General features: G+C 47.0%; 14 protein-coding genes. 5 read left to right on the top strand and 9 right to left on the bottom strand.

All coding sequences use genetic code 11. From position 1 onward, the window contains the following. Positions 1-111: 111 nt before the first annotated feature. Positions 112-1,320 (bottom strand): multidrug effflux MFS transporter, encoded by a 1,209-nt coding sequence (locus tag Q4Q54_RS07965; protein WP_106649064.1) that lies wholly within the window; start codon positions 1,318-1,320, stop codon positions 112-114. Between the two features lie 113 nt (positions 1,321-1,433). Here Q4Q54_RS07965 and Q4Q54_RS07960 point away from each other — a divergent pair, with 113 nt between their 5' ends. Continuing rightward, positions 1,434-2,405 (top strand): LysR family transcriptional regulator, encoded by a 972-nt coding sequence (locus tag Q4Q54_RS07960; RefSeq protein ID WP_220591414.1) that lies wholly within the window; start codon positions 1,434-1,436, stop codon positions 2,403-2,405. An 84-nt stretch (positions 2,406-2,489) separates the two neighbouring features. Here the strand turns inward: Q4Q54_RS07960 and Q4Q54_RS07955 are convergent, their stop codons facing one another. Then, a complete protein-coding gene (locus tag Q4Q54_RS07955) occupies positions 2,490-4,361 on the bottom strand; it encodes a methyl-accepting chemotaxis protein (RefSeq protein WP_311988155.1) in 1,872 nt (623 codons plus the stop codon). Between the two features lie 374 nt (positions 4,362-4,735). Between Q4Q54_RS07955 and Q4Q54_RS07950 the strand changes: the two genes are divergently transcribed. Continuing rightward, entirely contained in the window at positions 4,736-5,083 is a 348-nt protein-coding gene (locus Q4Q54_RS07950; protein ID WP_311988154.1) for a hypothetical protein, read from the top strand. Between the two features lie 85 nt (positions 5,084-5,168). Here the strand turns inward: Q4Q54_RS07950 and Q4Q54_RS07945 are convergent, their stop codons facing one another. Further along, positions 5,169-6,644 (bottom strand): DUF4145 domain-containing protein, encoded by a 1,476-nt coding sequence (locus Q4Q54_RS07945; RefSeq protein ID WP_311988153.1) that lies wholly within the window; start codon positions 6,642-6,644, stop codon positions 5,169-5,171. 33 nt (positions 6,645-6,677) lie between these two features. Further along, a complete protein-coding gene (locus tag Q4Q54_RS07940; RefSeq protein WP_006084586.1) occupies positions 6,678-7,385 on the bottom strand; it encodes a hypothetical protein in 708 nt (235 codons plus the stop codon). 189 nt (positions 7,386-7,574) lie between these two features. Between Q4Q54_RS07940 and Q4Q54_RS07935 the strand changes: the two genes are divergently transcribed. Then, on the top strand, positions 7,575-8,105 hold the full coding sequence (locus Q4Q54_RS07935) for a DUF2780 domain-containing protein (RefSeq protein ID WP_012090531.1): 531 nt from the start codon (positions 7,575-7,577) through the stop codon (positions 8,103-8,105). 101 nt (positions 8,106-8,206) lie between these two features. Further along, positions 8,207-8,680: a TerB family tellurite resistance protein gene (locus tag Q4Q54_RS07930; protein ID WP_311988152.1), complete on the top strand. Its 474-nt coding sequence runs from the start codon at positions 8,207-8,209 to the stop codon at positions 8,678-8,680. 289 nt (positions 8,681-8,969) lie between these two features. Here Q4Q54_RS07930 and Q4Q54_RS07925 read toward each other — a convergent pair whose 3' ends face one another. After that, a complete protein-coding gene (locus Q4Q54_RS07925; RefSeq protein WP_012586447.1) occupies positions 8,970-9,794 on the bottom strand; it encodes an HDOD domain-containing protein in 825 nt (274 codons plus the stop codon). A 288-nt stretch (positions 9,795-10,082) separates the two neighbouring features. After that, positions 10,083-11,345, bottom strand: coding sequence for an L-methionine/branched-chain amino acid transporter (gene yjeH / locus Q4Q54_RS07920; protein ID WP_006079647.1), 1,263 nt, complete (start codon positions 11,343-11,345; stop codon positions 10,083-10,085). A gap of 251 nt (positions 11,346-11,596) precedes the next feature. Here yjeH and Q4Q54_RS07915 point away from each other — a divergent pair, with 251 nt between their 5' ends. Next, positions 11,597-12,028, top strand: a complete 432-nt coding sequence (locus Q4Q54_RS07915) for an Lrp/AsnC family transcriptional regulator (protein WP_311988151.1) — start codon at positions 11,597-11,599, stop codon at positions 12,026-12,028. A gap of 273 nt (positions 12,029-12,301) precedes the next feature. On the opposite strand, the gene nrfD is transcribed toward Q4Q54_RS07915, so the two are convergent. Genes nrfD through Q4Q54_RS07900 form a run of 3 tightly spaced genes read right to left on the bottom strand, consistent with a single transcriptional unit; the run spans position 12,302 to position 14,397 of the window. Further along, the gene (gene nrfD, locus Q4Q54_RS07910) at positions 12,302-13,243 is read right to left on the bottom strand and encodes a cytochrome c nitrite reductase subunit NrfD (RefSeq protein ID WP_311988150.1); all 942 of its coding nucleotides are present in this window, start codon (positions 13,241-13,243) and stop codon (positions 12,302-12,304) included. After that, positions 13,240-13,926 carry a 4Fe-4S dicluster domain-containing protein gene (locus tag Q4Q54_RS07905; protein ID WP_311988149.1) on the bottom strand — a complete coding sequence of 229 codons (687 nt, stop codon included), beginning with the start codon at positions 13,924-13,926 and terminating at the stop codon, positions 13,240-13,242. Before Q4Q54_RS07905 ends, nrfD begins: the two co-directional genes overlap by 4 nt. Before the next feature lie 9 nt (positions 13,927-13,935). Further along, the gene (locus Q4Q54_RS07900) at positions 13,936-14,397 is read right to left on the bottom strand and encodes a nitrite reductase (RefSeq protein ID WP_107402906.1); all 462 of its coding nucleotides are present in this window, start codon (positions 14,395-14,397) and stop codon (positions 13,936-13,938) included. Between the last annotated feature and the right edge of the window lie 33 nt (positions 14,398-14,430).

The following is a 14,430-nucleotide window of genomic DNA, read 5'->3' as shown; positions in this document are numbered from 1 at the left end:
ATAAAGAGGTACAAGGCACAATAAAAAATACCCACAGTTCGCGGTCAAACAAACTGTGGGTAAAGGGTGTACTCTGTGATTAACGACTTTGTAATTAACCTGTGCTGCGAACTAATGCTCGCCAGCTAACTGCTCTTGATGCCAGTGGTCAAATCGACTCAGCGCCATCATCAATAATAAACCGAGAGGAAATACGCCCATCACTAAGGCCACTGCATAAGGTGCGGTTAAACTCGTTTGTTGTACGAGTCCAGCAAGCACGGACGCACCGCTCATCTGAATAAAACCTAACATAGCCGCGGCAGTTCCAGCTCGTTCACCAAAGGCCGACAGAGCCATACTGGTCGCTGGACCGAGTAAGAAGGAAAACCCAACCCCTAACATCAACATAGGCAACATAAAGGCAAACGCTGCCATCATTCCAGTACTCGGACCGAATTGCTGACCAGCCACAGTGAGTGCTGCAGACAAAACGAGTATGGACAGGGCCAAAATCGTTGTAGGACGATTACCGAGTTTGCGAATGATCAGGGGTGCAGTAAAACAGGCCACGATATTAAACACGGCATTGAAACCGAATAGACCACTAAACATGAGCTCAGAAAGCCCTAAATGCCCAATCAACCATACTGGCGCATACGACACGTAACACAAAATCGCGGCCATCGCTGACATACAAGCAAAGGCATAAAACAAAAAATGAGCGTTACCCAGTACAGGCTTATATCGACCCCAACGGTAAAGTGGGCCAGTGGTGACCGTATTGGCAGGTCGAGTCTCAGGTAAGCGATACCCGACAACAAGCATCATCAACATGGCATATAACGTCATGAAGACGAAGGTTGAGCGCCAACCAAATTGCATTGCTAATAAGCCGCCTAAGGTCGGTGCTAATGCGGGAATAACGCAAATGGCGCCATTTAAGTAACTGTAAATCTTAGCGCCTTCCTTTTGATCGTAGCAGTCACGTACGGCGCTGAACACCACAATAGAAGTCGAACAGGCAGCTAAACCTTGCAGCAAACGGGCAATCTGTAACCAATGAAATTCGACAGCTGCAGCTGCTAAAAGGCTACTCGCACAGTAGAGTAACACCCCGAAAATAGCCACGGGACGGCGACCATAACGGTCGGCTAATGGCCCAATCAACACTTGACCTAAACCCATAGCGAATAAAAATAATACGATCGTGGATTGCACATCACTGGCAGATACGGCGAATTCTGCCGCCATAGTTGGCATTGAAGGTAAGTAAATATCGATGGCTAATGGGCTAAGAAGCACCATAGACATCAGGATAGGTAATAAATTGCGCCGCATAAATAATCTCAGTTGATCAGGAAAAGGTATTTCAGTGGGCGCTATTTTAATTAACTCAAGGTATGAACAGAAATGGTATAATTTCCAAAGTAAATTTCCTCTGAGGAATATCTGTGAATATCGACAACTTAGCCAGAATCGATCTTAACTTGCTGGTCATACTCAAAGTTCTGCTAGAAGAGCAAAGCGTGACTCGCGCCGCCAGCCGATTACATATAAGTCAGTCAGCCCTCAGTAAGAGCTTAAATCGGCTCAGAGAAACCTTAGATGATCCGCTATTTCAGCGCACGGCCCACGGCTTAAAACCGACGGCGCACGCCCTCATTCTGGGACAAAAACTGCCGAATATTTTGCAAGACTTGTATCAACTCACTCAGCCTCCGACCTTTAATCCCGCCAGTAGCAATCGACAATTCTCCTTTGCCATGGTGGAAAGCGCCTATGAAACCTTAATCCCATATTTTATCGGCCCTATGTTGACTACTGCACCCAATGTCAAACTTGACTCCTATGTCTGGACCGAAAAGTCGATGCAGGATTTGCAACAAGGGCAAATTGATTTTGGTATTTCAGGGCGGGATTTGCATCCTTTGTCCGATTTTCAGGTGGATCGCCTACCTGAAGGGATTGCCTATCAAACACTATTTACCGATCAACAAGTGTGTTTAGTACGTGAAGACCACCCGCTGATGGCTGCGCTGACTTCAGACCAATGGGATCTCCCACTCTACCTCGACATGGCCCATGTGCAGGTTCGCTGTGAAGGCAGCGATTGGTGGGCGCTGGATTACTTTCTTGCCGATCTCGGCCATCGACGCCGGATCAGTACAACAGTACCCGATTTTTATGGTGCCGCCAGTGTATGCGCCCACAGCGATTTAATCTTCACTCTGCCTTCGAGCTTTGCAAGGCACGCCTGCCAGCTCTATCCGCTTAAACTACTGCCCTTACCCTTCGAATTTATGCCCATGGCCTATGTGTTGTTATGGCATCAAAGAAATGATGAAGATCAAGGGCATAAATGGATTAGAGAAACGATTTGTCAGAGTGTGGCTAAGTTATTTACTCCCGCAGAAATGCTTTAAACACCAAATCACTATCAATAAAAAAGCCCGATAAAGCAAAGGCGTTATCGGGCTCTTATCAAAGTGAAGCGCTACAAATAGTGGCTACAGAATAAAGGTCGCGACTTGTGCATTAAGATCATTAGCACGGGCTTTTAATCCACGCGCCTGTGCCAAATCAGCCATGGCCGATGCGGTAATCTCATCGGTCACATCTTTAATCGCAACGGTGTTTTGGGTGATTTCACCCGTCACTTGAGTCTGCTCTTCCGCTGCGGTAGCAATTTGGCCTGCCATATCTGAAATCACGTTGACCGCTTGAGTAATTTCTTCAAGGGCTTTTGCCGCCGCATTCGCATCTTCAACACTGTGACCCGCTAATGCTTGGCTGCTTTCCATCAAGCTGACGGCTCTGGCGGTTGTGCGTTGCAGTGTTTCAATCGTAGTATGCACTTCTTGAGTCGAATCTTGAGTACGGCGCGATAGCACGCGCACTTCATCCGCGACCACGGCAAAACCACGGCCCTGCTCACCAGCACGCGCCGCTTCAATGGCAGCGTTAAGCGCCAACAAGTTAGTTTGTTCTGCAATCCCTTGAATCGTCGCTAGAATGCTTGAAATTGATTGAGCGTGACGGCTCAAATCAGCAATGACATCGGTCGCTTGAGTCACTTCATCGGCCAGCGAATTAATCGAGTTACGGGTTTTATTGACTAACTCTTTACCCTGTAGACTGCTCGCGGCAGATTGTTGAGCCGCCGTTGCCGTGTTTTCAGCATTGGCCGCAATCTCATTGGTGGCACTCGCCATTTCTGTGACTGCGGTCGCGACCATAGCCACTTCCTGTTGTTGACGTTGTAGTTCAGTTACCGAGGTTTGTGTGGTGGCCAGACTACGTTCAGCATCGGCATCTAACTCATTCGCTAACTGGCGAATATGGCTGATCAGCTGATGTTGACTACCAACAAAACGGTTAAAGCTATCGGCAAGCACGCCAACTTCATCTTGAGTGTCGACTGAAATACGCTGAGTTAAATCACCGTTACCATCGGCGATACGCGCCAGTGCCTGCGATACTCGGCTCAATGGACCCAGTAACATGCCAACTAACCAAGAAATCGCTAACACACTCAACAGCAGTACGAGTGCCGATAAACCCAGTTGGGTGAGTAACAGGCTCGACAGTGGCGCTTCTAGCGTTTCCTTATCAAGCACTAACACTAATTCCCAATCTGTATTAGGGATATCAACGCTCCAGACTAATTTGTCACGTCCTTCATTTTCAAAATACATAGGCAACAGAGTGCCCGCTGCACGGCTCTGTTCCGGTAAGTTGCGATTAAGCTCGTTGTCGATTTCACCTATAGGTTTCATCGTCTTAGCTTGATCTTTATAAGCGATCACTGTGCCGTCTTTGTGCATCATGATGGCATAACCGTTTGCCGGTAACTTCATCCGATTAACACCGTCAACTAGGCTTGCGATAGATAAGTCACCACCCACAACACCTTGTGCGGTAGGCTGCGCCATAGTCACAACCAGAATGTTATAGGCAACATCCACGTAAGGTTTTGTCAAAATAAGACCGCGTTCACTGATGGCTTGTTGATACCAAGGGCGGCTGCGAGGATCATAGCCCGTACGATCAATACTCGGATCAGAATCCAACATTTGCCCTGCTTGAGAGCCAAAATAGGTCAGCTGAAAACGGCCCGATGCCTGTGCTTGTTGAAGTGTATTGAGGCTGTCACCTTCAACTTTGTTCGCCAGGGCTCCCATAATATCTTGGCGGCCAGCCAACCATTCTTGAATACGCTCAGCCTGCTGTTCACCTAAGCGCTGCACTTGTTCTAGGCTGTTTTGTAACAGCTGGGATTTTTGGCTGGAATAACTTTGCCATGACAACAAACCAATCACGAGTGAAAGGGCTGCCACGACAGAGAACAGAATTTTTTGCTTGAGCGAATATGAGTTCATGTTGGCGTCTAATTAATTAACAAAGCAGTGAAACAAGAGGGTGTTTGAGCGGGTCGAACGAACATTTACAACCAATATAATAAGGCGGCTAACTGAGTTAAAACTGCAGCTTAATCTGAACTTAATTTTCTCATACTCTGTACCGTTCGCAAAGAAATTGCTCAGATTTACATCAAAAAGATTCGAGCAAAAACATATAATTAACCAACTGTTATTCGAGGCACAACATAGGCGACTACGAGATCACATATCAAGATGATACGTAACAGCCAAATGGTCTCAGAGGTAAAATAAAGTAAATTAATCAAGATTAACGTGACCTAGACGCACTCGCTATTGCACACTAAATGTCCACTGCCTATCGAGGAGTTCTTATGATTTATCAACAGTTCCAACAGAGCCCGCTGCAGACCCGAATTTCTGGCCCACGGGCTTGGTTAGCCATGGCAATTAGCGTTAGCCTTATCTGTTTATCGCTATTTTTATTGCCCTTCGTGCTTTTATTTGGCGCCATTGCGCTCGGTTGTTTAGTCCTGTTTAGCCGTTTTTACATGGCACGTCAGTTGGCTAAATTTAATCAGGCACAGGCAAACACCAAGCAACACGCCCATGCTGCAGATGAGCCACAGAGCCAGGTTTATGGTTCAGAAACAATTGTTAGGGAAACGAATGCAACGCGCTATCAAGGGCGAACTTTTGAGCATAAAGAGGATGAACACTAGGGCGTGTTGACGTTTCGAGACTAAATTTTGTTCGCTCTGGCAAGCTAGTGATCGCGAAACGAGGAGTGAAGTGTCGTTATTCGACTCAAATGACGAGTAATGTCTGTGCGCGTTTAAGACTATGAATTTCTGCGGGATCTTGAGTTACCTTAAGTACATTTTTAATTTGTAATGCAAGAGAACGCCAAAGAGGCTCGATAATCTCGGCCTCTTTTTTATTGGCATGTTGTCGCGCCAACTTCAGCAAAGCAGCGGCTCCTACAACATCAATTCGCCCTAACATACCGTCGGCCAATGCCATACTCAGCTCGATCATCGCAGGCACACTGTGACCATATTTGATCACTTGGCGCAGATAATCCTCTGCCTGAGTCAAATCACTACCAAAGGCATTATCGTCATTGAGCATATGCTGCGCCCGCGTCAGCATGGCATCGAGTTGCCCTTGCTCGGCAGCTTCTGCCATCCAATACTCGCTGGCAATCATATCTCGAGTACAACCCTCACCATTGGCGAGCATTAATGCCAAATGATACTGGGCGTGGGGATAACCCGCTTGTGCGGCTTTACTTATAAAATGATAGGCTTGGGTTATATTTTTTTGCTGATAATGCAGCACACCCAAGTTCGCCATCGCTTCGGTTTGCTCACCCTCCGCTGCGCGCTGTAAGTATTGCTGCGCTAACTTGCTATCGGGTTGAAACGACTCACTGCCGACAAGATAAAAATATCCTAATAACGCCATCGCATTGACTACCCCAGCCTCGGCCGCCGTCGCAATAAGCTGCTCACCTTTCGCCACCTCTGGCACACCTTGATAACCGTGGATCAAGGCCACACCGTGCTCATGCAACGCTTCCATATGTCTGGGCGCCGCAAGGGTAAACCAATAGGCGGCACGGGCAAAACTGTCAGCGGCGCTAATGTGGGAAGTAAGAGGTGAAACGCCAGAAGGTTCTGGATTAGCAGTAGCTTCAGCTGAATTGGCAAACTCTTGATCTTGTTGCAGCTCTTGCTCTTTCAGCATCAAGGCCTTGGTCTTAAAGGATATACCCACCAGATACTGAGCTTCGGCGTCATCTTCCATCACAGCGCGGTAGCATAAATCCTTCGCTGTCATGGCATCAGACGCTTCATAACGATAATCAGGTGCGGCTTGGCCTTTAACCTTGGGATACAAGTGTTCGATTAGCGCCAAAACATCTTTAATAGATTTTTGCGCCAGCGCGAGCAATTGCGCTTGAGTCAGGTGATATTTTTCAGGATGAGCGCCGCGGTTACCGTCGGCCCGCAATCGATGCAGGGCGCGAGTCGTCTTAACATCGATAACGCGCTGCTGATTTAGTTGCTCGATCCTATCGTACAGATTCGGACTCGAAAACGCGATTTGCTTATCTTGCCCCAGTAACTCGGTGAGCTTATGGGTAAAACTGCGAATGTGCAGTAGCGACTGAGTCGGCACATCCTGCACATAGCTTTTTGCCTTGAGGTAGTCATCACTCAAGGAGGCCGAAAAATCTTGGATAAACTCACTATCCTTAATGACCGTTTTCGTCCCCATGAGTGATTCCCTGCAGGCTGAATTGAGTTTGCGCTATTCGACGCTTGGTTTTTTCGACACCATATATAAGCGGAACAAAGCCACGTTAACGAATAAGCCAATGAAAGACATAAAGGTATCCGATAGCATTTGCAGCGGTAATCCGCCCATAGAGGCAGCACCTGACAGCAGATTACCCACCACTGAAAGCGGCAGATAGAGCATTAATAGTGCAATAGTTCTCAGCACGATAGGACCACTAAAGCTAAAACTGCCCTTGATGGCTTCCAGCGGTGTTAAACGCTCAACCACGACCATAAAGTTCACATAGGCCAAACGGGCGAAGAGATAGAAGCTAATAACCAACCCCACCAGCCACAAAGGACCGAAGGCGGCAAACAGCATCACTGGCGCTAAAATCGCTAAACCAGAAAACACCCCAGCTAATAATAGTGGTGGAACGAAAGGTAAACTGGCCTTCAACACCATGCCAGCAGAAGGGCTATGCCCTTGAGAACGCAGCTCTAAAAACAGTGTCAGGGCGGCGATTAATACCGAAAAGGTGAGCAGTAACAGCATCATGGCGACCATGTGTGGTGCGCCAAACTGTGGATTTTCAAGATCGACTTTACTCATCTCTACGCCAAGCCACAACTGGATCCCTACTTGGATCAAAAGTAATGGAATCGTCAGCATAGCGAGTTGCGCCAGATGATTACGGAAGAAGTTATAGGCTTCTGACAAAATTGCGGACAGTGACATGCGACTTTCCAAATAATTGAAATGAATTAACACTTAGAATTGCGCTAAGGATACCGAAAATCCCGTAGCAATGCACAGCAGAAATCACCAGTGTGAATCGTAAATCACAGAAAACTACTGCAACAAAAGTTGCAAACCCGCTAAACTGTCCCGCGAACACATGCGCAAACCATCAAAGGACGCTTCCATATGAAACACACTCTTACCCTCTCTATCTTCCTCGGCACTTGTATTTTAGCGGCGCCAGCCAGTGCAGGATGGTTAGATAACTTGGCCGGAACTCAAGCCAAAACTGAAAAAGCGGCCACGACGGCGACAGCAACTCAGTCAAATGATTTGGTTGGCAGCGTCATGTCACAATTGGGTTTAAACCAAACTCAAGCCGAAGGTGGCTTAGGCAGTTTATTAGGCTTAGCGCAATCTAGCCTAGGGACAACCGACTACTCAAAACTGGCTGCCAGCATTCCTAATGCCGATAGCTTGTTAGCAGCAGCGCCTAAATTGGACTCAAAATCAGGCGTTTCTGGCTTGTTATCCAAAGCGGGTGATTTAGGTTCATCACTGCAAGGCAGTGCGATGGTGTTCGACGCCTTTGAAAAATTGGGCATTTCTAAAGATCTTGCGATGCCGATGATCAACATAGCTAAGTCTTACTTAGATACCAATGGCACTGAAGGCACCTCAGACTTACTGATGAAAGGTCTGAACTCGCTACTGTAATCACGTTTTATCTCACCCTAAGCAATACAGTGCTTAGGGTGAACTTTCGCCCCCCAATCGACTCTACCTTAATATTCCCTCCAACATGAGAACCGCCAAATATGATTGCGAAGTTAAGACGATTCTTTGAAGCACATACGCAAGCAGTCTCCCCTGAAGACAAGGCGCATCAACTTAAACTCGCCGCGGCGAGTATGTTACTTGAAGTGGTGTTTGCCGATGATACCTTAACGGCAGAGGAAGAAGCCTTATTACCTAAGTTGCTGACCGATACGCTATCAATGTCAGAAGCTGACGCTAAGATACTGATTGATGAAGCCAAAAACGTGCAAGGTAGCGCGACCTCACTGTTTGAATTTACCTCAGCCATTAACGCCGAATTTAGCCTAGCGCAAAAGCAGCAATTATTGCTCGCGATGTGGCAACTGGCCTATGCTGATGGGCAGTTATCCCAATATGAAGACCAAATCATTCGCCGTACCGCTGATTTGCTGTACCTCAAACACAGCGAGTTAATTCAAATGCGCAATCTTGCCATCGCCGCCAATCGACATATTGATCAGGCGCCCCAGTGATTCAACGGTTTAATCAAAGTACTAATTCGATTAATCCGTCGCATAAAAAAGCGTGAATGCGAAACGCTATCTCGTTTCACATTCACGCTGTAGTCTTAAGACCTTATTGATATCGTCTTTGACTAAAAATGATTTGTCCTGCCGCGCGATTTACTTAAACCCAACTCACTTAAATCCTAGTCAGTTAAGCCTTAGTTCGTTAAACACTAGCCAGTTGAACGTCACTCATCAGCTAAACCGAACCAGTAAAAACCCATCAATAAAGCACTAAACTAAGCTCAGTGAAATCCTAAGCTAAGGCTTTACCGATTTCGAACCCTGAACCTCGTAACTCAGTCAACTTAGTCCGCAATCCACCCATCTCCATTCTTAATCCTTTCTTGGTGGCTAACTGGGATAACCAACTGGTTTTCTCATCATCCTCAATGGTATCCCACTCATCCAACACTTTGTAAGATAGGCATAATAATGCGGCAAGTTTTGAGAATGGGTCCGAATCCTTAGGATGATCTTGATATAAAATACCTTCCACCAACGCTGTGGTGAATTTCCAATTTTTGGCCAGCAATGCGCCGATATCGGGTGAATCATATCCAAGCAACTCACGTTCAAACTCATGCTTATCTTTACCCTGCGCCACGGCTTCAGCAATTTTTGCCGCATCTTTAGGTGACACAGCCGCAATGAGTAAGTCGCCAATACGGTGCAAGATACCGCAGGTAAATGCTTCTTCAGGCATAGCACCACAACGTTTCGCCATTTCTTGGCTATAGAGGGCAATCTCAAAGGTTTGCCCCCAAAACTGGGCTAAGTCGATTCCTTCACACTTAGGAACCGCGCCAATGACGGCCGATGCAAGCACTAAAGTACGCAGGGTTTGCATCCCAAGACGCACCACGGCTTCGTCGATCGTACCCACCTCTCGACTGCGTCCATAGTGGGCACAGTTGGCAAGGCGTAATACCCTCGCGCTGATTAAGGGATCGTGTGCAACCTTAGTGGCAATACTTTTTACTGTCGCATTATCATCATTGACTGCGTCTAATAGTTCACTGATCGCCTTGGGTAACCTGGGTAATTCATCCACTCGATTGAGTAACGCAGCTGAATCCATTTTTATGCTCCTTCTGTATGAATGATCAAAATATAGAACACAAACTAACGCCTCGCTCGCGAGATATAATTAAATATCAGTAATGTGCAATCCTTCTGCGACACCTATTACCGACCATCAAACTTAAGGTTTACCTCTTTATTTCATTCAATTTAATCACACTCAATCATATCCAGTTACGAAATCCACTCAGCCACACAAAAAAGCCCCGAACTCTAATAACCATAAAGAGTTCGGGGCCTTCTTAATTAACCCATCATTTTGATTTAGCCCCAGAGGAGCCGAATATTACTCAGGAATCGCTAAACCTTGTTTGCGGCTGATATGGGTCTTTTGCCACCACAGAAATGGCGCCACCACTAATATCAACACCAACACATAGGACATGCTCGCACCTAGGGCAAAACCTAATGCCAAGCAAAACGCACAACCCAGTGCTACTAGTGGCCAATTATGGCGCGGTAATAACTTAGCGGCCGCTAACATAGCCATCAAATAGATCACCACAAATACGCCGTTGCTCCATGCAATAAGGTGTTCTAACTCTTGTCCAGTAAGATAAGTCAGCACTATCACGCTCGCCATCACAGATAACAGTGCAGCCAGTGCGCGAATAGGTACGCCGTGGGCATTCTTCACCGCAAAAAAGCGCGGCAAAATGCCTTCACAACTAAAGCTCCACACTAAACGTGCCGCACTGGCCGAATACACGTTCACGGTAGCTAATCCACTTGCGATCCCCAACACGCCAATCACTTGCGCGCCGTAACCACCGAGCAACTGATCAAACACACCGATCATAGCGACGCTTTTATCCGTCGGCACTAACAGTAGCAATAGTGTACAAGCCACATAAATGACGCCCACCAGCACAGTACCCATCATCATAGCGGGGATCATATCCTGCTGCGGACGACGAAAATCATCGGCCAGATGGGTCATCGCTTCTATGCCCAAGAAACTCCAAAAAGCGATGCCAGCGGCAATCATCACGGTTGGCATTTCAGGCATACCATGGCTGGCAAGTGTTGTCAGATGACCGGGCTGAAAACTGCTTGCGCCAAATAAGAGGACAACGACGGCCACTATGCACAGCGTTAAGCCAAATTGCAGCTTGGCCGACACTTGAATGCCCCTTAAATTAATCAGGAACAGGCCAAAAATCACTAATACTTCAACACCGACCTTGGACCAACCCGATATCGGCATTAAGGCATTCACAAACTGAAAGGTCATCAAAATCGCGGCGGGGGCGCCCATGGGCACAACCAGTAAAAAGATCAGTCCAATTGTTCGACCAGCGGTGCGACCAAAGGCTTTTTCGACAAAGTAAGCGGGGCCAGCAGCATGGGGAAATACACTCGCTAAACGACCAAAAACCAGCGCCACAGGAATAATGGCTAAGGTGAGCAATATCCATGCGACTAGCGCGCCAGATTGCGCTTTTTCAATTGTCATCTGAGGTAAAATAAACACCCCAGTACCAAGCAAAGTGGTCGCCATTAGACCCGCACCTTGCCAACGACCTATAGTTCCGCTATTTGAATTCATCTGTTAATATTCTGTGGTATTTGAGCTGTCAGTATAGTGAGATTTTGCCCCACAATCTGCCGTTAATTTCAGTGTTCTCCACGCCCAATACCGGCAAAATCACGGAATATAGCGTTATTTCCATCAAAATGACGGTCAACTTAAGATGTGGCTAAATAACCAGCCAAAATACTCAGTAAATTTTTTTACTATTCAAACCAATGCCAAAATTGCACACAGATCCAATATAGCCATTTTCACTGGAGTCACCCTTGGATAAATTCGATACCGCCATCATTCATAGTTTGCGTCAGGATGCACGCCAGAGCGTGTCGAATATTGCCGAACAAGTGAACCTTTCCCGCAGCGCGGTAGCCGAGCGGATTAAAAAACTCGAACAGACTGGGGTGATCCGTGGCTATCAAGTGCTCTTGAGTGAGTCGCAAAAAGAAGGGGTGTCGGCTTATTTCGAAATCCAGCATCAATGTCCACGTTGCGCCGACGTAGTACACGTATTTCAAGCGATTCCAGAGGTGATAACCTGCCGTGGTATTTCCGGAGATATGGATTTACTCGTGTACGTGCATGTACCTTCAATGCGCCGCCTGCATGAGATCCGTGAGTACATCGACACGCACACAGATATCATCAAGATCAAAACCCATGTGGTGATGAGTGAGTGGATTAATAATCTAGGCGAGTAAAGGACAGTTGCCCTAAAACAAGAAACGCCACCCTAAGGAATAGAGGTGGCGAGGCCCATTTGGAGGCAGGGCAAAATATTGAAGTGTAAAACATGGCATCCTTGCCCAGCGACCTCCCTGTTACACAACCAATCGCGACTAGACTTACCCCTTGAGAGCTCAGCCAGCGCCGCAAGGGCCTCATCTACAATGTTTTCCTTTGACATTGTTTCCGCGATCCGTCGATTTCCTTGATTCTTATCATCTTGTTCATTATGAATGTAGTGTCGCGCCTTAAGCGATCGTCATTTGTCCTGTGTACAGAATGAAGTTACGCAGCAATAAAACCCCGATTAAACTCAAGCATGCCGTCCCTGCAACATAAGCCCATTTGCGTTTCGACGTCGTAGTCATAAACAGGTTCATCGCTAAGGGGCCTGATAAACCGAGCCCGATAATTCCCACCCAGAAAATCCAGCCCCAGAAGCCATAACCTAAGGCATTAAAGGCGGCAATTTTACTCTGTCCACCTGTTAGTACTAAGCCCATAAAGAAGGTAAAAATCAGCACAATTTCGACTAAAATCAGTGGAATTTCAACCTTGTGGATAAAGTGCACCTCTTTGTCATTCGGTTTGCCATTCATCAACACGCCACCAAGTAATGAAGATGCCGCACCGGAAGACAATCCAGATGCCAAGAACAGTAAAGGCAGCACAGGATTTTTCAGCATGGGATAGCCGGGTAATGCCGATAACAAGAAGCCGGTATATGCGCCTAATGCTAAGGATAGAATCACCAGTAACCCCGTAATCGTCGCCTCAAACCGAGCGAGTAAAGCCGTCAATTTAAGGACGATAGGAAAGCGCGATTCACACCAAGCATCGACTGGTTTGCGAAAGATCAACCCAATCCACATAAACATAAAAACTTGGTAAATCAACAGAATAAGTACACCCATCGACATCACAGATTTAGGATTGTAAAACACCAAAATCTTCCAGAAATCGAGGGGTTTAGTTAAATCTGCGACCAATATGCCTAAGCCCGCCATTACGGCGACTGGGGCGACAATACAGGCGGCACGTATAAAACCAGACTGATAGGCGTTTTGCTTCAAAACAAAATGTTTCAACAGTACGGCGAAGAACATAGCCCCTGCTGATACACCCGCCAAAAACAGGTAGATCGCAATCGGCCAATGCCAGACTAAGGTATCAAAATGTAGGGCACTCATAGTATCACCTCCCCGGATTTTGCCAGGATACGGAACAACTTAGGTCGCGTTCCGAGGGCGACTTTCGCGCGTTGAGTTGGGTTAGCGCGCAGCACTTGTACTAACTCAGACGTTGGATCTTTTAAATTACCAAACACTAACGCCTTAGTCGGACAAGCCTCAACGCAGGCAGGCTGTTTACCTTGCGCAAGATTCGTCTCACGGCAGAAATCACACTTATCCGCCGCGTGGGTGACTGGATTAATAAAACGAATTTTGTAAGGGCAAGCCGCAATACAATATTGGCAGCCGACACATTTCCACGCATTGACTGACACTATGCCGGTTTCTTTATCAATAAAGGCAGCCCCCGTTGGGCACACGTTGACACAAGGTGCATCTTCACAATGCTGACAAGAAACACGGCTAAAGTGATAATACTCATTGGGATACTCACCGAACGCTCCAGTTTGCTCAATCCTGACCCGGGAAACCCCTTCTGGCACTTGATTGGTTTCACGACATGCCACTTCACATGCGCGGCAACCAATACACTTAGCTTCATCATGAATCATCGCATATTTAATATCTGACTCTGCTTTAACACTATCCGATGCATTCACTGTGGCGAGCAGTGATGCGCCCGTAGCGCCAGCAAATAAGGCACATGTGCCTTTTAGAAATCTTCTTTTTGAATTTTCCATAACCTACCCCTACTGGCCACTATGGCAATTGCGGCACAGCTCACTGCGAACTTTTGGCGTCATATCCGCCATAGGTTCGGTTGGGCTATGTAATTTATGACAGGCGGCACAGGGCACTTTTTGTGCATGCACATTATGCGTCCACTCGGTTTCACCCAGTTTTCGCTGTGTATGGCACTTGTGACAAACGGCGAGCTGAGTATCAAGCTCCGAGCCATCTTTCAGACCAAACACTACGATATCATTCGGCTTTTTAGGGTGGTCGCCTTTTTCGCCATGACAGGTTGAACAGGTCATTTTCATCGCATCTTGGCCGTGATGCCCTAACATTTGACCGTTACGTTTGTGACACTTCATACAACTCATGTCACTGTTAATTTGAAGGGCCGACTCGGCACTTGTCGCACCAAAGCTTAAAAGCAATGCAATTGCACCCAAGCGAATCGACCACAGCCATTGTCTTTTGGACATAGGGAGTCCTCACATTTATTTGGGGAAGGAAGA

Source organism: Shewanella sp. SP2S2-4 (assembly GCF_031932025.1).
In the GTDB taxonomy this organism is placed as follows: Bacteria; Pseudomonadota; Gammaproteobacteria; order Enterobacterales; family Shewanellaceae; genus Shewanella; species Shewanella baltica.
Note: the sequence above shows the minus strand (reverse complement) of the source record. Positions and strands in the feature narration are given on the sequence as shown.

Excerpts from the sequence above, each read along its gene's own strand:
- Q4Q54_RS07965 (WP_106649064.1), bottom strand. The coding sequence starts at position 1,320 with ATGCGGCGCAATTTATTACCTATCCTGATGTCTATGGTGCTTCTTAGC.
- Q4Q54_RS07955 (WP_311988155.1), bottom strand. The coding sequence starts at position 4,361 with ATGAACTCATATTCGCTCAAGCAAAAAATTCTGTTCTCTGTCGTGGCA.
- Q4Q54_RS07950 (WP_311988154.1), top strand. The coding sequence starts at position 4,736 with ATGATTTATCAACAGTTCCAACAGAGCCCGCTGCAGACCCGAATTTCT.
- Q4Q54_RS07945 (WP_311988153.1), bottom strand. The coding sequence starts at position 6,644 with ATGGGGACGAAAACGGTCATTAAGGATAGTGAGTTTATCCAAGATTTT.
- Q4Q54_RS07940 (WP_006084586.1), bottom strand. The coding sequence starts at position 7,385 with ATGTCACTGTCCGCAATTTTGTCAGAAGCCTATAACTTCTTCCGTAAT.
- Q4Q54_RS07935 (WP_012090531.1), top strand. The coding sequence starts at position 7,575 with ATGAAACACACTCTTACCCTCTCTATCTTCCTCGGCACTTGTATTTTA.
- Q4Q54_RS07930 (WP_311988152.1), top strand. The coding sequence starts at position 8,207 with ATGATTGCGAAGTTAAGACGATTCTTTGAAGCACATACGCAAGCAGTC.
- Q4Q54_RS07925 (WP_012586447.1), bottom strand. The coding sequence starts at position 9,794 with ATGGATTCAGCTGCGTTACTCAATCGAGTGGATGAATTACCCAGGTTA.
- yjeH (WP_006079647.1), bottom strand. The coding sequence starts at position 11,345 with ATGAATTCAAATAGCGGAACTATAGGTCGTTGGCAAGGTGCGGGTCTA.
- nrfD (WP_311988150.1), bottom strand. The coding sequence starts at position 13,243 with ATGAGTGCCCTACATTTTGATACCTTAGTCTGGCATTGGCCGATTGCG.
- Q4Q54_RS07905 (WP_311988149.1), bottom strand. The coding sequence starts at position 13,926 with ATGGAAAATTCAAAAAGAAGATTTCTAAAAGGCACATGTGCCTTATTT.
- Q4Q54_RS07900 (WP_107402906.1), bottom strand. The coding sequence starts at position 14,397 with ATGTCCAAAAGACAATGGCTGTGGTCGATTCGCTTGGGTGCAATTGCA.